At 53.2% G+C, this 20944-nt stretch carries 20 protein-coding genes; 15 read left to right on the top strand and 5 right to left on the bottom strand.

Going from position 1 to position 20944, the window contains the following annotated elements:
- Positions 1 to 10: 10 nt before the first annotated feature.
- The gene (locus U9M73_RS14455) at positions 11 to 1201 is read left to right on the top strand and encodes an MFS transporter (RefSeq protein ID WP_323077794.1); all 1191 of its coding nucleotides are present in this window, start codon (positions 11 to 13) and stop codon (positions 1199 to 1201) included.
- 84 nt (positions 1202 to 1285) lie between these two features.
- On the opposite strand, the gene U9M73_RS14450 is transcribed toward U9M73_RS14455, so the two are convergent.
- From U9M73_RS14450 to U9M73_RS14435, 4 genes are all read right to left on the bottom strand, one after another.
- The gene (locus U9M73_RS14450; protein ID WP_323077793.1) at positions 1286 to 1864 is read right to left on the bottom strand and encodes a TetR/AcrR family transcriptional regulator; all 579 of its coding nucleotides are present in this window, start codon (positions 1862 to 1864) and stop codon (positions 1286 to 1288) included.
- Between the two features lie 20 nt (positions 1865 to 1884).
- Positions 1885 to 2667, bottom strand: a complete 783-nt coding sequence (locus U9M73_RS14445; RefSeq protein ID WP_323077792.1) for an aminotransferase class I/II-fold pyridoxal phosphate-dependent enzyme — start codon at positions 2665 to 2667, stop codon at positions 1885 to 1887.
- A 213-nt stretch (positions 2668 to 2880) separates the two neighbouring features.
- Complete coding sequence (locus U9M73_RS14440) at positions 2881 to 3993, bottom strand: NADH:flavin oxidoreductase (RefSeq protein WP_323077791.1); 1113 nt, start codon at positions 3991 to 3993, stop codon at positions 2881 to 2883.
- Positions 3994 to 4084: 91 nt separating this feature from the next.
- Positions 4085 to 4414, bottom strand: coding sequence for an ArsR/SmtB family transcription factor (locus U9M73_RS14435; RefSeq protein ID WP_260071122.1), 330 nt, complete (start codon positions 4412 to 4414; stop codon positions 4085 to 4087).
- A gap of 171 nt (positions 4415 to 4585) precedes the next feature.
- Here U9M73_RS14435 and U9M73_RS14430 point away from each other — a divergent pair, with 171 nt between their 5' ends.
- Together U9M73_RS14430 and U9M73_RS14425 are read left to right on the top strand one after the other, a co-directional pair.
- The gene (locus U9M73_RS14430; RefSeq protein WP_323077790.1) at positions 4586 to 4942 is read left to right on the top strand and encodes a class I SAM-dependent methyltransferase; all 357 of its coding nucleotides are present in this window, start codon (positions 4586 to 4588) and stop codon (positions 4940 to 4942) included.
- Between the two features lie 115 nt (positions 4943 to 5057).
- Entirely contained in the window at positions 5058 to 5741 is a 684-nt protein-coding gene (locus tag U9M73_RS14425) for a DUF554 domain-containing protein (RefSeq protein ID WP_323077789.1), read from the top strand.
- 310 nt (positions 5742 to 6051) lie between these two features.
- Here the strand turns inward: U9M73_RS14425 and U9M73_RS14420 are convergent, their stop codons facing one another.
- Complete coding sequence (locus U9M73_RS14420; RefSeq protein WP_323077788.1) at positions 6052 to 7062, bottom strand: LacI family DNA-binding transcriptional regulator; 1011 nt, start codon at positions 7060 to 7062, stop codon at positions 6052 to 6054.
- A gap of 252 nt (positions 7063 to 7314) precedes the next feature.
- On the opposite strand from U9M73_RS14420, the gene U9M73_RS14415 reads away from it, so the two are divergent.
- The 12 genes from U9M73_RS14415 to U9M73_RS14360 all read left to right on the top strand — a co-directional run bounded on the left by U9M73_RS14415 (position 7315) and on the right by U9M73_RS14360 (position 20819).
- Complete coding sequence (locus U9M73_RS14415; RefSeq protein ID WP_009226524.1) at positions 7315 to 8643, top strand: ABC transporter substrate-binding protein; 1329 nt, start codon at positions 7315 to 7317, stop codon at positions 8641 to 8643.
- A gap of 95 nt (positions 8644 to 8738) precedes the next feature.
- Entirely contained in the window at positions 8739 to 9725 is a 987-nt protein-coding gene (locus U9M73_RS14410; RefSeq protein WP_009226523.1) for a carbohydrate ABC transporter permease, read from the top strand.
- A 15-nt stretch (positions 9726 to 9740) separates the two neighbouring features.
- Entirely contained in the window at positions 9741 to 10619 is an 879-nt protein-coding gene (locus tag U9M73_RS14405; protein WP_009226522.1) for a carbohydrate ABC transporter permease, read from the top strand.
- Between the two features lie 33 nt (positions 10620 to 10652).
- Positions 10653 to 11747: a glycoside hydrolase family 130 protein gene (locus tag U9M73_RS14400; RefSeq protein WP_009226521.1), complete on the top strand. Its 1095-nt coding sequence runs from the start codon at positions 10653 to 10655 to the stop codon at positions 11745 to 11747.
- A gap of 17 nt (positions 11748 to 11764) precedes the next feature.
- A complete protein-coding gene (locus tag U9M73_RS14395) occupies positions 11765 to 12715 on the top strand; it encodes an MTP-1 family protein (RefSeq protein WP_009226520.1) in 951 nt (316 codons plus the stop codon).
- Between the two features lie 185 nt (positions 12716 to 12900).
- Entirely contained in the window at positions 12901 to 13995 is a 1095-nt protein-coding gene (locus U9M73_RS14390; RefSeq protein ID WP_009226519.1) for a glycosyltransferase, read from the top strand.
- The gene (locus U9M73_RS14385; RefSeq protein ID WP_009226518.1) at positions 13992 to 14633 is read left to right on the top strand and encodes a glycerol-3-phosphate acyltransferase; all 642 of its coding nucleotides are present in this window, start codon (positions 13992 to 13994) and stop codon (positions 14631 to 14633) included. Before U9M73_RS14390 ends, U9M73_RS14385 begins: the two co-directional genes overlap by 4 nt.
- A gap of 102 nt (positions 14634 to 14735) precedes the next feature.
- The gene (locus tag U9M73_RS14380; RefSeq protein WP_009226517.1) at positions 14736 to 14909 is read left to right on the top strand and encodes a hypothetical protein; all 174 of its coding nucleotides are present in this window, start codon (positions 14736 to 14738) and stop codon (positions 14907 to 14909) included.
- A gap of 150 nt (positions 14910 to 15059) precedes the next feature.
- On the top strand, positions 15060 to 16775 hold the full coding sequence (locus U9M73_RS14375; protein WP_323077787.1) for a sensor histidine kinase: 1716 nt from the start codon (positions 15060 to 15062) through the stop codon (positions 16773 to 16775).
- A 138-nt stretch (positions 16776 to 16913) separates the two neighbouring features.
- On the top strand, positions 16914 to 18488 hold the full coding sequence (locus U9M73_RS14370) for a response regulator (RefSeq protein WP_323077786.1): 1575 nt from the start codon (positions 16914 to 16916) through the stop codon (positions 18486 to 18488).
- Positions 18489 to 18900: 412 nt separating this feature from the next.
- On the top strand, positions 18901 to 19821 hold the full coding sequence (locus U9M73_RS14365; protein WP_009226514.1) for an ABC transporter permease: 921 nt from the start codon (positions 18901 to 18903) through the stop codon (positions 19819 to 19821).
- A 95-nt stretch (positions 19822 to 19916) separates the two neighbouring features.
- Positions 19917 to 20819, top strand: a complete 903-nt coding sequence (locus U9M73_RS14360; RefSeq protein ID WP_036624457.1) for a carbohydrate ABC transporter permease — start codon at positions 19917 to 19919, stop codon at positions 20817 to 20819.
- Positions 20820 to 20944 lie beyond the last annotated feature (125 nt).

The following is a 20944-nucleotide window of genomic DNA, read 5'->3' as shown; positions in this document are numbered from 1 at the left end:
ATCGAAAGTCATGTTAAGATTTACAATACTGTTCTTCTGCATCATGTTTATGATCGGGACCGATACCTTTCTCGTCTCGCCGCTGCTGCCGACGCTGCAGGATCAATTTGGTGTGGATACGGGCATTGCCGGCTGGATGATTGGTGCCTACACGCTGGGCTCTGCCATCTTTGCCTTGATCGCTGGACCGCTGTCCGACGGCTGGAACCGCCGATTTGTGCTCGTCAGTGGACTGCTTGGGTTCGCCGTCTCCACCATCTTGTGCGGCTTTGCGTTCAGCTTTTGGTCCATGTGTCTGTTCCGTTTTCTTGCCGGCATTAGCGCGGCTTTTACGGCTCCCCAAGTGTGGGCGTCCATTCCCGCAGTGATGCCGGCGTCAAAAATATCGAAAGCGATGGGCGTCGCCTTCTCCGGGCTGGCGGCCGCGCAAGCGCTGGGCGTGCCGATCGGGAGCTGGCTTGCGGCTTCCTCCTGGTCCGTGCCGTTTTGGATCATTGGCGGGGTGGCATTGCTGCTCGCAGCAGCCGCGTATGGCATGCTGCCGAACATCCATCCGCATGAACCGCAACGGAACACGGTATCGATTTTCCGCCGCTATATGCCTCTGATCACGAGCGGAAAAGCAAGATCCGGGTATCTGGCCTACCTGCTCCTTCATCTGGGCAGCGGGACTACGATGGCTTTTGTCGGCAAATGGCTGGCGGACCGCTTCGAGCTTCCTGTTGAGTCCATCGGCACCGTGATGCTGTTTCTCGGGTTCGGGTCGCTGCTGGGCAGTTTCATCAGTTCTGCTGTGGTGAAAAAGCTGGGCCAAGCCAGTGCAGTCGCGGTGGGAACGGCACTTCTCGTGCTGTTCTATACGGGTTCACCGCATATGGCGAATCTCCCCGTCGTTACCGCTCTCTATTTGATCATCTTCACGACCCTGGGCATCATCTTCCCGCTTGTCATGGAGGCGCTCACTTCGTTAAACGCCTCGATTCGGGGAACGATCTCCAGCCTCGCCAACTCAACGATGAATGTTGCCAATACCCTAGGGGCTTGGGCAGCCGGTATTTTGTATACCCAATTCGGCGGGTTTGACGCGATCGGGATGTTCTCGGCCGTCAGCTTGGCGCTCTCGCTGGGGATCTTCCTGTTTGGCGGCGTATTGCAACGGAAATCGGAACACGCAGGCCAGGAATCGCCGTCAGCTTCATAATTGATGCGGTTGCCGCTGCCGTGGGAACCCAATAAGGAGTTCCACGCAATTGCGCGTTTTTATGGACCTTTTTAAATTTGTAGATTACGGCTTCAGCATCTCCATCGAAACTTCGGCAATTTGATGGAGCTTCTGTTTATCGGTGGAGGTGCGACGCATGACGCGGATTCCGAGCAAAGTCGCATGTAAACTGGACGCAAGCAGGCGGGGGGCTAATTCTGGTGAGATGTCTCCCGCTTGTTGCCCCTGTTGGATGAGCTCAGTCAACAACTGCTCTTCATTGCCGAACAGCTCGCTCGTTAATTTGCTGACCTCGGGATCTCTGTAGGCCAGCTCAGTCGCCGAGTTCACAAAGAAGCAGCCGATGGGCTGTTCGCCGTTGGTTTCAATCAGATAGTCAAAAATCAGACGGATGGATTCTAAAGCCGTACGGCCGCGTTGGACTTCCGCCTTAATGGCAGCATTCGTAATCCTCGCATACTGCTCCATCGTTTTGATGTACAGCGTGTGCTTATCGCCAAACGTGTCGTACAAGCTGCGGCGATGTACTCCCATATGCTCCACCAAATCTTGAAGTGAGGTCTTCTCATACCCTTGCTCCCAGAATAAACGCATGGCCTTAAGAAGGACTTCCTTTTCGTCGAACTCTTTACTTCGTGCCATTAACCAGTCCCCTTTCAACTTTATCTTATCATACGAGAATGAACGGTAAAAGAACTGAACAAAAGGGATAATCCTGAGAGCAAGGCAACCAGAGACATCCTCACCTCTTCGGGGAGGTTGCCATAGCCAAGCAAGATATGCCGCGTATAGTTTCCTTGGATCAGGCAATAGTCCTCGACCCCGTAAACGCGAACGCCGTATGCCTGGGCTTTGGACCACCAATCGATACCGGTGGGAACCCCATGAAGCTCAATCATCAGGTGCATTCCGGCTTCATCCCCTTGAATGGCCGCACGTTCGCCGAAATGGCGGTGTATGGTCCCGATTAATAGCTGCCGCGGCTGAATTGGCAGGATGCCGCCGCCCGGGAACTGATGCGAGGGCGTCAGCAGCATGAGATGTCCGGGCTCCCATGCGGGAAGCTCATGCAGCTTCATCCCGGCGCCGTCTATAGCCACCGGCGAGATCCGATAGCCGGCTCTGCGAAAAATATGCAGCGTGAACTCAATCGTCGGATCCTCCAGGTACACGACGTCAAAACGATCCCGCAGCGTCTGGGCAATGAGGGCAAAGCCTTCGGAGGAGCCGGATACGATCATGATTTGGACCGGCTGGCAGCGCATGCCTCGTGTTCGGTAAAGGTAGGCGGCAAATTCCTTTCGCAGCGCTTCCTCGCCGCGAATATCGCCGTAATCGAGGGAGGCGGGCGGTACACCCCCGCCGCTTCTTTCAAATATTTGGCCCATAGCTTCCGGGGAAAATGGTGTAAATCCGGCGTACCGATCTCGAAAGGAGCTGCTCATACGCGTCAATCACCACGTTCCGGCCATGGGGCTGCTGAGCGGCAAGTTTACGGCCGCAAAGGCCATCTCCTTCGGCCCGTTGACTCCGGCGCAAATGAGCGAAATCAATGCGATATTGCGGGGAAAGGCATAAGTCCGGGGCAGGTGACAGCCTAAAAAAAGACCTCTTCGAGCATTTCGAAGAGGTCTTTCTACAATCCCGAAAGCAAGAGATCAGCTCAACGTGGAGAGGGCTTCCTTCGTAAATGGCTTCAGCTCATCCACGCGGCCATCGCGGATTTTAGCGGCCCAAGCCGGGTCGGTCAGCAGCGCACGGCCAACGGCAACGAGGTCGAATTCGCCGCGTTCGAGGCGCTCGATCAGTTGATCAATGCCGGTTGTTTCTGCGCCTTTGCCTGACTCGAACAAGCTGGTGAACTCGGAATTCAAGCCGACGGAACCTACGGTGATCGTTGGTTTGCCGGTCAGCTTGCGCGTCCAACCGGCCAGGTTCAGTTCCGAACCCGCGAACTCCGGTTCCCAGAAACGGCGAGTGGAGGCGTGGAAAATATCAACCCCGGCAGCACTCAGCGGAGCCAAGAAGCGCTCCAGCTCCTCAGGGGTCGCGGCCAGCTTGGCACTATAGTCGACGGGCTTCCATTGCGAGAAGCGGAAAATAATCGGGAAATCCGGCCCAACCGCAGCACGGACCGCTTCAATCACCTCAACAGCAAAACGAGTACGCCCGACAAGGTCGCCGCCGTATTCATCGGTCCGCTTATTGGTGACCTCCCAGAAAAACTGGTCGATCAGATAACCATGCGCTCCGTGGATTTCCACGGCATCAAATCCAAGGCGCTTCGCATCCGCGGCAGATTGGGCATAAGCCTGAACCAGCTCGCGGATTTCCTCCTTCGTCAGCGGTTCAGAGACCGGCTTGCCGGTCAAGCTGAGGCCAGATGGTCCGATAGGATCGGCATCCGATTCAGGGAACGTCTCTCGCTGGCGGGCCGTGCCGGTATGCCAAATTTGGGGAGCGATTTTACCGCCGGCTTCATGCACTTCATTGACGACCCTTTGCCACCCGGCCAACGCTTCCTCTCCATAGAAATGCGGCACGTCCCGATCCGCAGGGGCTGCCGGATGATTGATGACCGTGCCTTCCGTAATGATCAATCCAACGCCGTTCTCGGCTCTTCTGCGGTAATAACCGGCGACATCAGGACCCGGGATGCCGCCGGGCGAAAAGGAACGGGTCATCGGCGCCATGACAATTCGATTCGCAAGCTTCAGTCCGCCGCCTTCAAAAGGTTTGAATAGAGCAGCAGCCGCTTGGGAAATGGACATGTGGATCTCTCCCCTCCATAATCATTTTATACGTATATCTAAATATATAGATTAATAAATCGATATGCAAGCAAAAAATGATTCTGCTTGATTATTTTTTGGCTTTCAGCTTGGCGGCAAATTGCTCCAAGAAGGTATCGATCCCTTCTTCATTTAACCTGTAATACGTATATTGTCCATAACGGCGTGATTCTAACAGGCCGCTCTTTTGCAAACTGGCTAAATACGAAGAAATGACGGATTGCGCTAATCCGGATTTTTCCTGAATCGAGCCGACACATACACTGCCCGGAAACTCTTGCTTGATGACATCCGGCAGATCGGACTCCAATTTCTCCGGCTCCCGCAGCCAACAGAGAATGTTGAGCCGAGTTTCATTTGAGAGGGCCTTTAGCACGGCCAGCATGTCTTGGTCTTTCATCGTTTGATCCCCGTTCTTAGTTCGTTTGTTCCCAGTATATCAAAATTTTCGCCGCCCCATAAAGAGTGAAGATGCTGCAGCGCTCGTGATGGTTTGAATTCATGTCGTCTGCCCATTTTTCATAGCTCTTCAAAGTCCATGATCGAATAGTTAAATGAAGGAAGGCGGGAAGTGCTGCCTTTCTTTTTTTATGCCCGTTTGTCCCGTCCGGTCCATAGCCATTATGACAAAGAGCTGTTTGCTGCTAGACGGAGCATCATTGCGGGGAGCAAACTCTATGCCCCAATGCATGAAACGATCGCCCGGATCATTAATCCATACGCAGGCGACACCGCTTCTGCCCCTCTCGTGGCCGACATGGGTTGCGGGGAAGGTTCGCATTTGCAGGGGATATTACGGCAGTTGGAAAGGCCGGATGGGTTAGGCGTTGGCATCGATTTGTCCAAAGAAGCCATCCGGCTGGCTGCCCGCTCGCCTGGTCTGCGGAACAAGCGCGAATCGCAGCGTTTACGCAGCGGGATGCCGTAGAAATCACCATCGATGTGGAGATTCTGATGGGCATCAAGGAGATGCGCTAGACGGTTTTTCGGCAAAACGTTATCATGAATGAGGACAGAACAAATGAACGGATAGGAGCAGAAAGATGATCGGAACGATTGTGAACACGGTCGCCATATTGGCGGGGAGTGTGCTTGGCAGCATCTTTAAGAAAGGGCTGAAGGAAACGTATCAGTCCGCCCTATTTACCGCAATCGGTCTGGCCGCCACCATGCTTGGCATTAACGCTGCGGTGACCCATATGAAGGAGAGCACGTTCCCTGTACTGTTCATCATCAGCATGGCGGCGGGGAGTTTGGCCGGAACCGCGCTGGACATCGACGGGAAGTTCCAACGGCTGGTGGGGCGGTTCTCCACCTCGAATTTGGGACAAGGACTATCGACGGGCATCCTGCTCTTCTGCATCGGCACGTTGTCGATCCTTGGGCCGATTGAAAGCGCGCTTCACGGGAATCACACCTATCTGTACATGAATGCCACGCTGGATTTGGTGACTTCCATGGTGCTGGCATCCAGCTACGGCATCGGCATTGCACTTACTGCTGTCGTGCTCTTTCTATGGCAGGGAGCCATTTATATGAGCGCCGATTATTTGGCGACTTTTCTGACGACTCCATTGCTGACGGAAATTTCGATTGTCGGCGGCGTGCTGATTGCAAGCTCGGGGTTATCGATTTTGAAGATCATCGATGCGAAGACGTTGAATATGCTGCCATCCTTATTGGTGCCGGTGATCTGGTTTTTGCTTAAAGGCTGGTTCGGTTATTGAGGACTCAAGTCGGGATACTCAATACAAATTAACTGGAAAATGTACCGTTAATTTCGATGTAGACCAGCTGTACGTGCAACTAACAGTAAAACCTACCGTTAATTTCATCAATATCGCCACTTTAGCGGAAAAGCACCCAAATTAACTATACAATTTACCGTTAAATCGCCCATAACTTACGTTTCTGCCAATATTAACGGTAGAAATTCCAGTTAGTTTGTATTCTCCTACGGGGAGTGCTAACGATTCCGTCGTCCACTGATGCAAAAAAGTCAGTCAGGGTTACCATCCTGATCGACTTTTTTTTGATTTAAACTTTCACAGCTGCCGTTGATTCGCGCACGATCAAATGGGTGGGCAGCAAAATTTCTTGATACGCTTCGTTCGGATGCTTGATCCGCCACATGAGCTGCTCAAACGCTCTGTGCGCGAACAGAGACAGGTCAACCTCCATCGTCGTGATTTTGGGCGTGGCCATTTGGGAATAATGGCTGTTGTCGAAGCCGCAAATCGAGATCTCGTCAGGGATTTGGTAACCCAGCTGGCGCAGCGCCGAGCTGACGTAAAACGCAAATCCATCATTCAGGCAAAACCAAGCGCTAGGCTGGTCAGCCACACGGCTCATCGCTTCGGCGATGATTTCCTCTTCTTCTTGCGTATGCACAAGCATATGTGCTTCACGCGGCTCAAAGCCGTGCTCCCGCAGGGCAAGCATATAGCCTTCCCAACGTTCCTGGTAACTCGGCGAAACCGCGACATTGCCCAGGATGCCGATATTCCGATGGCCATAATCCAGCAGATGCTTGACGGCGATATAAGCGCTGAAACGGTTATTGGTCAGAACCGCATCGGTTGAAAGCAGCGGGTGATGGTGGTCGATCAGCACGGTGGGGATGCCTTGCTCAAGCACGTTGCGGATATAAGCCGTACTGATATGCGACAGAATCAGGAGGCCGTCCACTTGCTTCTCTTCAATGAAAGAAGGCAGCTGCAGCCGGTCGCGCATCTCGGGAGTAATCGATTGAATAAGGAGATTGATGCCGTGGTTCTTGGCTTCCCGTTCGACCGCAAGATAGATTTCCCCGAAAAACTGCATGGAAAAAGCAAAGTCTGAAGCAATCAGCCCGATGGTCTTCACTTGATTTTGATTGCCGGCGGACGTCTTCTTGTTGTAACGGTAGCCCATGGCTTCCGCCGTCTCGATAATTTTGCGCCGCGTTTCTTCGCTTACTCCGTCCTTGCCGGATAACGCCTGGGAGACAGAGTTCTTGGATAGATTCAAGCGATCAGCGATATCCTGCATGACGACTTTTTTACGCATGTTTGAATCCCCTCTATGTGTACTGCTTATCATTTTGTAACGTTACAAAATTAAATATACACAAAAAAAGTTGTAATGTAAACGATTAGCAGGAAAAAAGCTTAGTTTTCAGCATTTTGTGAAGCTGAAATCCTCTCTTGACAGCGTTGTCATTTGGATACATAATAAAAATGTAATCTTGAGTAACGTTACAAAAGAAGGTTAGTCATGAAGTTAGTAATTCTATCATCTATCTGGTAGGGGGTCATTCATGTGAAGAAGAAATTTTCCATGGCCATCATCTTGGTTCTTGCAGTTTCCCTGCTGTTGTCGGCCTGCTCCGGCAATAACGGCGGAGGTGCCAGCCAAGGCGATCAGAATGAGAAGGGAGGGCAAAGCGCTGAACCAGGCAAGAAGGTGGAACTGAAGCTGACGACCTGGGCCGGGGCGGACGAAGCGAAAGAACTGCAGCAAATTCTTGACGAATTAAACGAGAAATCAACAACGTATACGATCGTGCAGGATTCCAATCCGGCGGAATACGATACCCGATTGATCACGCAATTAACCGGGAATTCGGGACCAGATCTGTTCTGGATCAGCGCACAGCGTGCGGCCCAGTTCTCGTCGGAAGGCGCGATGCTGGACATTACAGATCGATTGAAGTCCTCTGACAAACCGGCAGCGAATCTGGATGATTATTACGAGGCTTCGCTTCAGCCGTTTACGCACGAAGGGAAGGTTTACGGCCTGCCTTGGCTGCAGCAGCCGGTGATGCTGTACGTGAATAAGGGATTGTTCGACGAAGCGGGTGTGGCTTATCCGGATGAAACCTGGACCTGGGAGCAATTTACCGATGCGGCAACGAAGCTGACCAAGGACAAGAATGGCAAGCATCCGGGCGAGGATGGGTTTGATGAGAAGTCGGTGGTACAGTGGGGCTTTACGTTAAACGGCTGGCCGCCATCCCAAATGTTCGTATGGCAAAACGGTGGAGACGTCTTAACCGAAGACGGTCAATCGCCAATCGACTCGCCGGAAGCGAAGGAAGCTCTGAACTTCTACGCCGACCTGGTGAAGGGTCCATTGACACCTTCGCAGCAAATCGTTCGCGATCGCGGCTTCGACAAAATGTTCCGCGATGGCCAAGTGGCTATGTTCATGGGCGGGGCAGCCGATGATCTGGATTCCACGGTCGATAACGTGCAAGCTTTTATGGTTCCAGCGGGACCAACCGGCATCCATGCCACCTTTGGCGACATCCTTGGCATGGGCATCAACGTCAATACGAAAAACCCCGATGCCGCTTTCGAAGCTTTGGTGGATCTGAGCGATGCGATCCACCACTGGAAGATCATGCCGCCGCGTAAATCCCTGGCGGACTTGGCAACGTTGCAGGAGCTTCATCCGAAGAAATCGCATTCCCTAGAGGCGATCATCAACTCGATGGAATACGCGAGACCGTACCGCTATTCCGAGAAATATCCGGAATGGGATAACATTTACTGGACGCAGCTGATGGACCCGATCATCAATGCGGGGACCGATCCGGAGAAGCTGATTCCGGAAGTCAAGCCGCTGCTGGAGAGCGCGATTAAATAATTGAAGGTTCGAGAGAGAAGGACGGGGAGGCGGGAGCCTCCTTCCTTTTCTTCATCAAGCGAACGGGCCAACCTGTGCAGAAAGGAGGAAACCGCATGGAAAACCATCTTGCAACCTTGATCCGATGGTTGCTGGTGCCTGTCGTCCTGTTAGTCATTGCGAGCGTGCTCTACTTCGTTGTTTCCAAGCTTGGCTGGAAAAAGAAGCAGGCGATCGGTTTGGCGCTCGTTTCCCCGTGGATTGTAGGTTTCCTGATTTTTACCCTTTATCCTTTGCTGGATTCCTTATACCTGAGCTTTACCGAGTCTTCGATCTTCGGAAAGACGGAATGGGTAGGATTTGGCAACTACATCAAGCTGTTTACGAATGATATCGAGTTCTGGCCGTCCATCCGGATCACGCTGCTTTACGCCGCCTTATCGCTGCCGATCGGCGTGATTGGAGCACTGCTGGTCGCCATGCTGCTGAACAATAAAATCAAGGGGATCGGCACGTACCGGACGATCTATTTCCTTCCGGCGGTGATGCCCGAGGTAGCGGTGGCGCTGCTGTGGAGATGGATGTTTAACAGTGAGTCAGGCATTATCAACTATGTTCTATCGCCGGCGCTGTCGTTGTTTGGCATCGATAAGCCCAATTGGTTTGGCGATCCGCATTATGTCATTGGCGCGTTTGTCATCATGAGCTTATGGGGGATCTTCGGTACCAATACAGTCGTATTCCTGGCCGGCTTACAGGGCGTTCCAAGCAATTTATACGAAGCGGCAGAAATCGACGGAGCCGGACGATTCGCCAAGTTCATACACATCACGATCCCGCAAATTTCGCCGGTGATCCTGCTGCAGGTCATCATGGGGATGATCGGAGCACTGCAAATTTTCACGATTGCGATGTTCGTCCGCCCAACCTCGGCCGCCGGCAAATTTATGAACCAGCTGGTGTACGAACGCGGATTCACGCAGCTGCATATGGGCGAGGCGTCGGCCATCGCCTGGGTGTTGTTTATCATCATCCTGGTGTTGACGCTGCTCGTGTTCCGTTCCAGCCCGGCGTGGGTTCACTACGAATCGGAACGGCGCTAATAGGAGGTGTAACACATGGAAAATGCTTCGACAGCCCGTACCCAAGCCGTCTCCGGCAGAACGTGGAAATGGGTGAACAAAACGTTGATTTACGTGATCGTCACGTTCTTAGCCGCCGTCATCCTGGTGCCGTTCTTCTGGATGGTGTCGACCGCTTTGCAGGCGGACGGGGATATCTTCGCCTGGCCGCCGCAATGGATTCCAGATCCGCCGCAATGGCATAACTTCGTGGAAGCGTGGACGGCGATGCCGTTTAACCGCTACCTGTTTAACACGATATTTATCGTGGTGCTGGGGATTGTTGCGGAGCTGATCAGCGCGACGATTGTAGCTTATGGATTTGCGCGGTTTCGTTTTCCTGGAAGCAGTCTGATCTTCCTCGTGCTGCTGGCCACGATGATGCTGCCGTTTCACGTCACGCTGATTCCAACGTTTCTGATCTGGCAGAAATTTGGCTTGGTCGGCCAATTCGACCCGCTTGTTCTGCGGGCGTGGACGGCGTGGGGACCGTTTTATATTTTCTTGCTGCGTCAGTTTTTCATGACCTTGCCGCGGGAATTGGACGATGCGGCTGAGATCGACGGGTCAAATTTCTTTCAGACCTTCGTTTATATCATGCTGCCGCAGGTGAAGCCGGCGTTGCTGGCTGTAGCGATCTTTGCGTTCCGGGGGTATTGGAACGACTTTCTGGGTCCGCTCATCTACCTGTCGGATATGAAGATGTATACGCTTAATGTTGGCATGTATTTCTTTATGGGCGGCGTGAACGAAGCCCCGCAATGGAATTACCTGATGGCGATGTCCACGCTGGTGGCGCTCCCGGTCATTCTGTTGTTCTTTATGGCTCAGCGTTATTTTATCGAGGGCATTACGTTTACGGGCATGAAAGACTAATCAGTCTGAATTTCGGATAGGAGGAACTACTAGATGACGATGTTGCAAAAGATAGAGATCAATCGCTCCGTGAACAATCCGCTGATTACGCCGAAGGATGTCAAGCCCACCTTCCCGGATTGGGAGGTGCTCGGCGTATTTAACGCTGGCGTTGCTGAATATGAAGGAGAAGTAATCCTGCTGCTGCGGGTGGCGGAATGCCCTCGGCAGACCGACCCGCGCTATGTGCTTGTTCCGGTGCTTGACGTGAACGGCCAGACCTCGGGTTCGGAACCGGCGGTGGAAATTGTGAAAGTAGACCGGGAAGATCCGCGCTTCGACTTCTCCGATCCTCGGGTCATTCGCGACAAGCAGGGGGCCACGGTGTACTTGACGTCTATCTCCCATTTTCGCGTGGCACGTAGCCGGGACGGCCTGAACTTTACCATCGACGAGACGCCTAGTGTCTGGCCGGAGGACCCGCTGGAACGCTGGGGCATCGAAGATCCGCGGATTACCCGGTTGGAGGAGCGATATCATATCACCTACAGCGCAGTTTCTGAAAGAGGTGTAGCCGTCGGCCGGCTGACGACCAGCGACTTCGTTTCGTTCCGCCGGGAAGGATTAATCCTGGCCCCGACCAATAAAGATGTAACCTTGTTCCCCGCAGCGATCGACGGGAAATATTATATGCTTCACCGCCCGGTGCCGGAAGGAATCGGACAGCCCGAAATGTGGCTGGCCGAGTCGCCGGACCTGGAGCACTGGGGGAACCATCGCTTCTTGATGGGGTTGCGCGAAGGAAAATGGGACGGAGCGCGTATCGGCGCGGGATGCGTACCGATCCAAACCGAGGCAGGCTGGCTGATCCTGTATCATGGCGCGGACCAATCGCATCGCTACTGCATGGGCGCAGCCCTGCTGGACCTCAAGGACCCGGGCCGGGTGATCGCCCGCATGGAGGAGCCGCTGATGGTGCCGGAAGCGGAATATGAGACGAGCGGATTTTTCCATAGCGTTATTTTTGCTTGCGGAGCGATCGTTAAGGGAGAACAAGTGATCATGTATTATGGGGCATCGGACGATTCGATGGCCTGCGCGAGCTTCCGCCTCCCGCAGCTGCTGGAAGCTTTGAAACCACTAAGCTAACGGAAAGGAATCAGACGATGGCAAATTTTCAGAACAGCGGTGTTTTGTCGTGCGAGAAATTGGTTGAGGTCTACCGCCGTATGGCAAAAACGAACAAGCCCGGAGAAGCCGTCAAACTGAAGTTTGAAGGTGTGGGCGAACGGGATGTTTACAATATTTCGGCTCCCTTCGAGGACGAAGGGGATCTGGTCATTGCCGGACGCGTTGAGCGCCGGGACAGCGAGGAGTCGGAGATTTGGTTTTTTGTTCGCCATGATGAGCATTGGGTTCCCCGGGAGGGGGCGCCGGTGTTTGCGCTGCAGGATCCGTTCTTCACCCGCATCGGCGGGGAGCTGGTGTTCGGCGGGGTGCAGACGTTCCCTCATCCGGAGCTGGAAGGAGCACTCAGTTGGCGGACGGTATTTTACAAAGGACCTAGTCTCAATCGGTTAGAGCTGTTCTTCCAAGGCCCGGACCAAATGAAGGATTTACGCCTGGTGGAGCTGTCCGACGGAGCCATTGGCGTATTTACCCGTCCGCAGGGTGAGAAAGGCGGCAGGGGGAAAATCGGATTCGCGAAAGTGGACCGGCTTGAGGACCTCTCGCTTGAGGTGGTGCAGGAAGCGCCGCTGCTTGAGCAATTCCTTGATGAGGAATGGGGCGGCTGCAACGAAATCCACCTGCTGGCCAACGGCAAGCTGGGGGTGCTGGGCCATATCGCCCGCTTCGATGAGCAAGGCGACCGCCATTATTATCCGATGGCCTTCGGTTACGACCCGGCGACCGGCCAATATACCGATCTAGAGATCATCGCCGAGCGCTCCGATTTCCTGCCGGGTCCGTCGAAGCGGCCGGATCTGGCCGACGTCGTATTCAGCGGCGGACTCGTCCGTCAAGGCGGAGGCAAAGCCACGCTGTATGCGGGAATCAGCGATGCAGAAGCGCAGAGCCTGGTGATCGACGATCCGTTTGTCGAATTGGAACAATAAGATTTGATCTAAGCCTCTCTCGGCTGCCGAGAGGGGCTTTGTTTTTTTGTTGAAAAATTGGGAATTGTCGACTACACTAGCGGTAGTCTCTTCTACTTTTTTTGTACATCTACGCTATTACGGACATAGAATACTCATATACGTATTTCACTTTATTTCCGGCAAGCGAAAGAGGTGGGGCAGCGATGGGGATTTGGATCGTATTAGCCATCGGATGGATTGCGGGATGGATCCTGTTTCGGGCAGTTGTTGTTCCTGAACGGGAAGGATCTTATCGCGGGGGAGAGAAGGTGTCGGTCATCATTCCGGCGCGGAACGAAGCCGGGAATTTGCCGCATCTGCTGGGTTCGCTTAAGAAGCAAACCTATGCTCCCGATGAGATTATCGTAGTGGATGATTTTTCGGAGGATGGCACCTATGAGGTTGCCGCTAAATATGGAGTGAACGTGATTCGGAACGACGCATTGCCTCCCGGATGGACGGGGAAAACCTGGGCGGTCTGGAACGGCTACCGGCAATCCACCGGCGACGTGATTGTCTTTCTGGATGCGGACATTCGCTTGGCCCCCCGGGCGCTGGAGTCGCTGTTGCAGGCGCGGGCCGAAGCGGGCGGCGTGATTTCCGTGGTTCCATTTCATGTCACGGAGAAGTTTTATGAACGCCTGGCGCTCATTACGAACGTCTTGGGCGTATTTGCATTCACCTCGCCGTTTGAAATGCGCAGCCGGCACAAGGGGCTGTACGGCTCCTGCATCGTGACAACGCGCCGGGATTATGAGGCGATTCAAGGTCATGACAGCATCCGTTCGGAGCTGCTCGACGATTTGAACCTTGGCGCCAAGTTCCGTGAGGCAGGTATTCGCGTGACCAATTTTCTCGGCGGCGGCCTCGTCTCCTTCCGGATGTACCCGAACGGGATTCGCAGCGAGCTGGAGGGGTTCGGTAAAGGTGCGGTGCTGAGCACTGCCAAGCTACGGCCGGCCACGACGCTGCTGGTTGCGGTGTGGCTCCTGGGGCTTATCGCTTCCGAAGGCGCATTGTTCCTTTGGAACACGGCCTGGGCTTACCCGCTGCTGATCGGGTATGTACTGTATGCGGTGCAGCTCTATTTGTTGGTACGTTATGTTGGGAAGTTTGGCATATGGATGCCTCTGCTTCACGTGTTGTCTACCCTCTTTTTCCTCGTGATCCTGATCTATTCGGCCTATCAAGTGGTGTTTCGCGGATCGGTCACCTGGAAAGGTCGGGACGTGCAGGTAGGAAGCAGGGGAGACCGATGATTCTCTTACTGGCTGTGGCTGAGTTCCTGTGCGGGGCCTTGATGTTTTCCTATTGGCTGGGCAAGGCGGCCCGGAAAGATTTACGACAGGTCGGGGACGGCAATCCCGGAGCGTTTAACCTGTGGCAGTCTGCCGGTTACCGTTGGGGGTTGGCGGGCATTCTGCTCGATTTTTTGAAGGGATATATGCCGCTGGTCTTTCTGGTCGAATCGGGAATGCTGGGACGCGATTTCGGGATGACGCTGGTCGCGATCGCCCCGATCCTTGGGCATGCCTTTTCGCCATTCCTTAAATTTAAGGGAGGCAAGGCGATTGCCGTAACCTTCGGCGTGTGGAGCGCCTTAACCCGATTTGAGGCGGCTTTGGCCTATGCGGTGATTCTCGCCGTGCTGCTTGCGGTATTTTCCTGCTATAAGAAGGGAAAATATGCGTCTAGGGAAGCCGACGGCTTCCAAGTTGTCGTTGGCATGGCGATGCTGTCCATTTTTCTGCTGGTTTCCGGCTATTCACTGCCTTTCTGGGGCGTCTGGCTGGTGAATCTGATCGTGCTGACGTATGCCAATCGGCAGGCGATTCGGAGCTTTCTGACCGGAAAGGGCGGCAAGCTGCCTCGTTCCGGGGATGGTGTCACACTGTAGCTGCATCGGGCCAGCGTGTTGCTTAAATCTAGCAGCCAAGGTATATTTTGCATGTGAAATAGAAATGCTATAAGCAACCTGAGATGGAAGGAGCAAAGCTGTATGGATGCCACTCTTGAAGCGGATGAAGTTGTCCGCCGAATCAAACGATTGCAGAGTGAAGGCGTTTCGCTGAGCAAGAAGCAAGTGAAGCAGAACGATCCAGAGTTGATGCGCAACGCTTTGTTTTATTTTCCTAGCTGGGAGCATGCGGTAAAGAACGCAGAAAACTTATAATAAACACCCTATCAAACCGATTCGGGTTGGCGAAGTGAAGCCATCGACCCGGGTCGTTTTTTTTGTTATTTATTTTCTGGACAAGGGCCGATATGATGAATATGAGGCTGAATGTAAGCGATTAAATCGATGAGAAAGCTTGGCGATCCCATGAAAAAATATATTCCCTTCACCTACAAAATGCTGATTCCCTACCTGCTGCTCGTGCTGTTAACGGACGTGATCATCGGCTACGTGTCGTACGCGATGCTGACCGAATCCCGGACGGAGATGGCCGAGACGAACATCCGCACCGGAATGGAGCAGGCCCGGAACAACATTCGCTATCAGATGGACGAGATCCAGCGGATGTCGGATACCTTGTTTGGCAATCTCGCCTTTCAACGGGCGCTGCAGACCAAAGGGGAGCCGTACGACATTTATCTGGTCATGCTGGATGAGATCGTTCCGCAAATTACGGCGCCGCTCAAGCTGTTTGGCAACCATATTCGGCTGATGCTGTATACGCTGAACAGCGATCTGTATATCGTCTCGGGCGATAACTTGGAGGAGCCGATTCACCGCAGTGACTATTACATCCTGCCGTTTGAGGACATTCAGGACAGTGCCTGGTATCAAGAGTTTAAAGATTCCGAACGGGACAATATCTGGCTGCAGATTGACACCGATCAGCGGCTGGGGAACATCTCCCATATCCGCCGCCTGGTGTCCTATAGCGGGAACATGACCGTGATCGGATACGTCCGCATCACCGCTTCCTTAGACGATTTGTTTGGCGACTTCTCCACATTCCCTGTCGAGCAGGGGATTACGGTACGCCTGATTGACGCAGCGTCGGATGGTGCCTTGCTCTACCAGCGGGGCAACGCGGAAATGGGGGCTCAGCCGAGTAAATATCTGAGCCTGCATGAATCGATCCCGGGCTCCGATTTTGTAATTGAGGCGCTGGTTCCGAAAGATTACTTAACCAAGGATGCGGGCAGGCTGCAGCGCGTGATTTTTACGGTGTGCGGCATCAGCTTTATCGGTATGGCCTTCATTGGGTATATCGTGGCCCGGCTGTCCGGACGGAAAATGAAACGAATCGTGTGGCTCGTCCGTTCCTTTCAGGAAGGGAACTTTCAGAAGCGGATTCGCTTCTCGGGCAACGATGAGTTTGTACATATCGCCGATGCGTTTAACGTTATGGCTGCCAATATTCAGGGGCTGATCAACAGCGTGTATGTGCAAGGCATCCAGAAGAAGCAAGCGGAGCTGGAGGCGCTGCAGGCGCAGATTAACCCGCATTTTCTGTACAATACCCTGTCGACGATCAGCAGTTTAGCCAATCTCGGCGAGACAGCCAAGGTCACCGAAATGGTTCAGGGCTTGTCACGGTTTTACCGGTTGACGCTGAATCAAGGGAACGTATTTACGCCGCTGGAAAATGAATTGATGCAGGTGGAGACGTATCTGGATATTCAACGGGTTAAATACGCCGGGGCTTTCTCTGTCCACTTCGACGTGGATCCCGAACTGCTGCAGGTACAGGTGATGAAGCTGATCCTGCAGCCGTTTGTGGAGAATACGTTTAAGCATGCCTGGTTTGGCGAATCGATTGCGATCGTCATTAAAGGGAAGCGGCAGGGCGATAACTTGGAGCTGAAAGTGATCGATAACGGCATTGGGATGAGGCCGGAGACGGTGCAGCGCTTGCTGATCGGTCCAAGCCAATCCGGCGGTTACGGGGTGAAGAACGTCGACGAGCGGATCAAGCTCCGCTACGGAGACAAATACGGTATTCGTATCGCCAGCATCTACGGCGGCGGAACGACGGTTCAAATCGTGCTTCCGGTGAACCCTGGGGAGCTTCCGGCTATGGAATAATTTTTGATGATTTATCAGAGGAAAGTCTGCAAAATCGGTGAATTTGTATAGGTTTTCATTGTAAACCGATATGTTCAGTGGAACGAGCAGTAAGTATGCTCGAAATAAGAAGCAAAACTACGAGAAGGAATGACGGCCATGGAGATTAACGTATTACTTGTCGACGACGAGGCGGTAGACCTCGAGTGGCTGCGCCGCAGAGTGCAGGGCAGCGGACTGAACCTGCAGGTGGCGGCAACAGCCAATAACGGCTTTAATGCGCTTAAGGCGATGGAGCAGGAGCGGATCGATCTGATTCTGTCCGATATCCGCATGCCCATCATGTCGGGCATTGAATTCGCCCGTAAGGCCAAGGCGATCCAGCCAAGTGTCAAAATCGTATTTATCAGCGGGCACGAAGACTTTGAGTACGCCAAGGAAGCGATCAAGATCAGCGCGTCGGCTTACTTGCTGAAGCCCGTGGAAGATCAGGAGCTTTATAAAATGCTGGGTGAGCTGTGCGCGGCGATCGAGCGAGAACGGGATCAGGACCGCACGTTTACGGAGGCGCTGACGCTTGTCAACGAGGAGTTGCTGCTGCGTTGGCTGAACGAGATCTCCCCGGAGCAGGTGGAGGGGCATATTCGCGGATATTTGCACACCCTGTTTAAAACGGGAACGGCGGCAGCCCTCGTCGAAATCGACGACCTGGAATGGAAGACCGGCGATATGCCGGAGGAGGAGCGACGCAAGCAAATTCAGAAGGTGATGGCGTTTATCCGGCATTTTACCACGGAGATGAAGCTGGGAACGTTTATCGTCAGCCAACCGACACGGTTTCTATTGCTGGCGTCCGTACCTGAAACGACGTTCCTCGAGCTGCTGGAGGAGCTGATCCGGGCGGTCCGGGGGATTTCCCCGTTCTCCGTGACGGTTGGGGTTGGCAGCTTCGCGCGGGATGAAGAGACGCTGCGGTCGTCCTATCGCCAAGCTCAGGCGGCGCTTAGCGCCAAGTGGCTGGTTGGCAAGGACCGGCTGATCCATGAAAGCCGGGTGTATCCAGGTGAAAGCCGGTTTGCCGGCGCTCGGACGGACGAGATCCTCCAGCGGATGTTGAAGGCTATTCTCAACTATGATCTCGTAACGATTGACGACTGCTTGCTGGAGCTGTTTTATCAAGGTTCCCCGCTGGCTCAGAAAAACGATGTGTACGATCTCATCATCCGCATCACCACCCAGCTGCATGCCGATCTGCGCGAAATTAACGAAAATCTGTATGAGCTGTTGAAGTGGGATACGCACCAGCCGGTGCTGCTGTTCCAGTTCGAAACGATCCACGATATCACGTCTTGGCTGCGAAAACGGTTCTTTGAGTTGTCCGAGCTGTTGTACGTCAAGAAGCAGAAGCAGAAACGCAAGCTGATTCAAGATATTATGGCATATGTCGAGAGCAATCTTGAGCAAAAAATGACGCTGAAAGACGTCGCCGCCCGCTTCGATTTTACGCCAAACTACCTCGGCTTTTTGTTTAAGGAAGAAACGGGCCGGCATTTCAGCGACTACTTGAACGAGCTTAAGACGAAGCGTATCTGCGAGCTGCTGACCGATCCCACATTGAAGATTTATGAAATCGCCGAGCGGATGGGCTATAAAAATATCATTTATTTCAACCGGCAATTCAAACAGGCCACCGGGATGACGCCCGGAGAATATCGCAAAACTCATAAGATCTGAGCGTTGATGCTATTACATTCTCGGCGGCTAACGGACAGGAGGGGCGTTATGGACCTGAGTTTGGTCGTACTTCCTTTTTAACGGACAGAGGAGACCTTATTTCGGACTTTTTTGATTAAATTGATGCCTTAGAGGCCGCATAGAGGCGCTGGGGTCCGTTAGAATGGGAAATCGACGGGAAATGAGCAAATAAGGTCATTACGGTCCGTTACAGTTTGGGTAATACTGGTGAGCCTTCTCCCTTGTGCCCGACCTCGTCACTCCGTATTTACGGAAGGCGGGGTTCTTTTTTTCTGAATTTTTGGGTCATCGTGGAATTTGTATTAGTTTTTGTTGTTTCACTGAATCCCGCAAGCAGGCGCTCATCCCTATACTGAGAGATATAGAGACAACCAAGAGGGGAGTTCGAGACATGAAGCGAAGCGGATTCTGGAACGACGTGAAGAAGTATAAGGTTCTGCTGCTCATGCTGACGCCGGCCGTCCTGTTCTTCCTGCTGTTCGCCTACGTGCCGATGGCGGGGATCGTCCTGGCTTTCAAACAATACAACTACACAGGCGGGGTGTTCGGAAGCCCCTGGAACGGGCTGGACAACTTCCGGTTTTTCTTCGACTCCGGGGACGCTTGGCGGGTTACCCGCAATACGGCTTTGTATAACATCGCATTTATTGTGGTGAACAACGCGATCCAAATTTTTGCCGCGATCCTGCTGTTCGAGGTGGCCGGGAAATGGTTCCGCAAAATCACGCAAACGGTGATGTTCCTGCCGTATTTTATCTCCTGGGTCGTCGTTGGTGCAATTGCATATAACCTGTTCAACTACGATTATGGTACGATCAACGTGCTTCTGAATGCGATCGGGCTCGAACCGATTGATATTTACAACACGGCCGCCTATTGGCCGGTGATTCTCGTCGTCGTATCGGCGTGGAAGACGCTTGGTTACGGAACGATCATGTACCTGGCTGCGATCACGAGCATTGATACGGAGATGTATGAAGCCGCCGAGATCGATGGGGCGAACGTCTTTCAACGGATACGCAAAATCACGATTCCAAACCTCTATCCGACGCTCATCATTTTGGTGCTGCTGGCGATCGGGAATATTTTCCGCGGGGACTTCGGCATGTTCTATAACATGGTTGGCAACAACGGCTTACTGTTCTCTTCAACGGATGTCATCGACACCTTCGTGTTCCGGATGCTCACGACCTCGAACGAGATTGGGATGTCCGCTGCGGCGGGATTCTATCAATCGATTTTGGGCTTCGCGACGATTATGCTGGCGAACTATGCCGTGCGGAAATACGATAAGGACCGTGCTTTGTTCTAAACGGTGCGTAAAAAACAACCGCGATGGGGCAACACGAATGAAACGAGTGGAGGTTAACGCTGATGAGTACGATGGCACCCAATCTGCAGCCGGCCATGAAGCCGGCAGCTCCCAAACGCAAACCGATCGACCGTCTGCTGCTGCAGATGATCGGATATGTTGCTTTGACTTTGCTGGCGGTGTTTTGTCTTTTTCCTTTCATTTTGGTTCTATCTTCTTCGCTGACGGACGAGAGTAAGATCATCGAGGACGGGTTCCAGCTGATCCCGGCGTCCTTTTCGCTGGAAGCCTACGGTATTCTGTTCAAGTATCCGCAGGAAATGCTGAAGGCGTACGGCGTGACGATTTCCGTCACTTTGCTGGGCACACTGTTTGGATTGTTTTTGACCTCGATGACGGCCTATGTGTTGGCACGCAAAGATTTTAAATGGCGCAGCCACTTCTCTTTCTTCTTCTTCTTTACGACGCTGTTCAGCGGCGGGCTTGTCCCGTGGTACTTGCTGATCGTGAACTACCTGGATCTGAAGGATACGCTGCTTGTGCTGATTCTGCCGATGCTGATGAACGTCTTCTACATCATCGTGATGAAATCGTTTATGAGCAGCATCCCGGAGGCGATTATCGAATCGGCAAAAATCGACGGGGCGGGCGATTTCCAAATTTATTTGCAATTTGTGATCCCGCTGTCGAAGCCGGCGCTGGCCACCATCGGGCTGTTTATCGCCTTGGGTTACTGGAATGACTGGTATAACGCGCTCTTGTTTATCTCCAATTCCGACCTGATGCCGCTGCAGTATTACTTGTACCGCTTGCTCGGCAACATGGACGGCATGCGCAAGGCGATGATGGCGGCAGGAGCCGTCGTCTCCTCGGACATCCCGACGGAGAGCTTAAAGATGGCGATGACCATCGTAGCCACCGGACCGATTATGATCGCCTATCCGTTCATCCAACGTTACTTCGTGCAAGGCTTAACGATTGGCGCTGTCAAAGGGTGACCTCGGGGCAACCCGGTTATCACATATAGGAGGCACAAAAGTATCATCTTTTTATCACGAAGTAGGTCGTGAAGAGGAATCGGCATCGAATCTTGAATTCAGCCGGGCCTAAGCAGATGCTTCCG

Source organism: Paenibacillus phoenicis, assembly GCF_034718895.1.
Lineage (GTDB): Bacteria > Bacillota > Bacilli > Paenibacillales > Paenibacillaceae > Fontibacillus > Fontibacillus phoenicis.
The sequence above is the reverse complement of the archived record's forward strand: the minus strand, read 5'-3'. Positions and strand labels throughout refer to the sequence as shown.

Excerpts from the sequence above, each read along its gene's own strand:
- U9M73_RS14455 (WP_323077794.1), top strand. The coding sequence starts at position 11 with ATGTTAAGATTTACAATACTGTTCTTCTGCATCATGTTTATGATCGGG.
- U9M73_RS14450 (WP_323077793.1), bottom strand. The coding sequence starts at position 1,864 with ATGGCACGAAGTAAAGAGTTCGACGAAAAGGAAGTCCTTCTTAAGGCC.
- U9M73_RS14445 (WP_323077792.1), bottom strand. The coding sequence starts at position 2,667 with ATGAGCAGCTCCTTTCGAGATCGGTACGCCGGATTTACACCATTTTCC.
- U9M73_RS14440 (WP_323077791.1), bottom strand. The coding sequence starts at position 3,993 with ATGTCCATTTCCCAAGCGGCTGCTGCTCTATTCAAACCTTTTGAAGGC.
- U9M73_RS14435 (WP_260071122.1), bottom strand. The coding sequence starts at position 4,414 with ATGAAAGACCAAGACATGCTGGCCGTGCTAAAGGCCCTCTCAAATGAA.
- U9M73_RS14425 (WP_323077789.1), top strand. The coding sequence starts at position 5,058 with ATGATCGGAACGATTGTGAACACGGTCGCCATATTGGCGGGGAGTGTG.
- U9M73_RS14420 (WP_323077788.1), bottom strand. The coding sequence starts at position 7,062 with ATGCGTAAAAAAGTCGTCATGCAGGATATCGCTGATCGCTTGAATCTA.
- U9M73_RS14410 (WP_009226523.1), top strand. The coding sequence starts at position 8,739 with ATGGAAAACCATCTTGCAACCTTGATCCGATGGTTGCTGGTGCCTGTC.
- U9M73_RS14405 (WP_009226522.1), top strand. The coding sequence starts at position 9,741 with ATGGAAAATGCTTCGACAGCCCGTACCCAAGCCGTCTCCGGCAGAACG.
- U9M73_RS14400 (WP_009226521.1), top strand. The coding sequence starts at position 10,653 with ATGACGATGTTGCAAAAGATAGAGATCAATCGCTCCGTGAACAATCCG.
- U9M73_RS14395 (WP_009226520.1), top strand. The coding sequence starts at position 11,765 with ATGGCAAATTTTCAGAACAGCGGTGTTTTGTCGTGCGAGAAATTGGTT.
- U9M73_RS14390 (WP_009226519.1), top strand. The coding sequence starts at position 12,901 with ATGGGGATTTGGATCGTATTAGCCATCGGATGGATTGCGGGATGGATC.
- U9M73_RS14385 (WP_009226518.1), top strand. The coding sequence starts at position 13,992 with ATGATTCTCTTACTGGCTGTGGCTGAGTTCCTGTGCGGGGCCTTGATG.
- U9M73_RS14380 (WP_009226517.1), top strand. The coding sequence starts at position 14,736 with ATGGATGCCACTCTTGAAGCGGATGAAGTTGTCCGCCGAATCAAACGA.
- U9M73_RS14375 (WP_323077787.1), top strand. The coding sequence starts at position 15,060 with ATGAAAAAATATATTCCCTTCACCTACAAAATGCTGATTCCCTACCTG.
- U9M73_RS14370 (WP_323077786.1), top strand. The coding sequence starts at position 16,914 with ATGGAGATTAACGTATTACTTGTCGACGACGAGGCGGTAGACCTCGAG.
- U9M73_RS14365 (WP_009226514.1), top strand. The coding sequence starts at position 18,901 with ATGAAGCGAAGCGGATTCTGGAACGACGTGAAGAAGTATAAGGTTCTG.
- U9M73_RS14360 (WP_036624457.1), top strand. The coding sequence starts at position 19,917 with ATGAAGCCGGCAGCTCCCAAACGCAAACCGATCGACCGTCTGCTGCTG.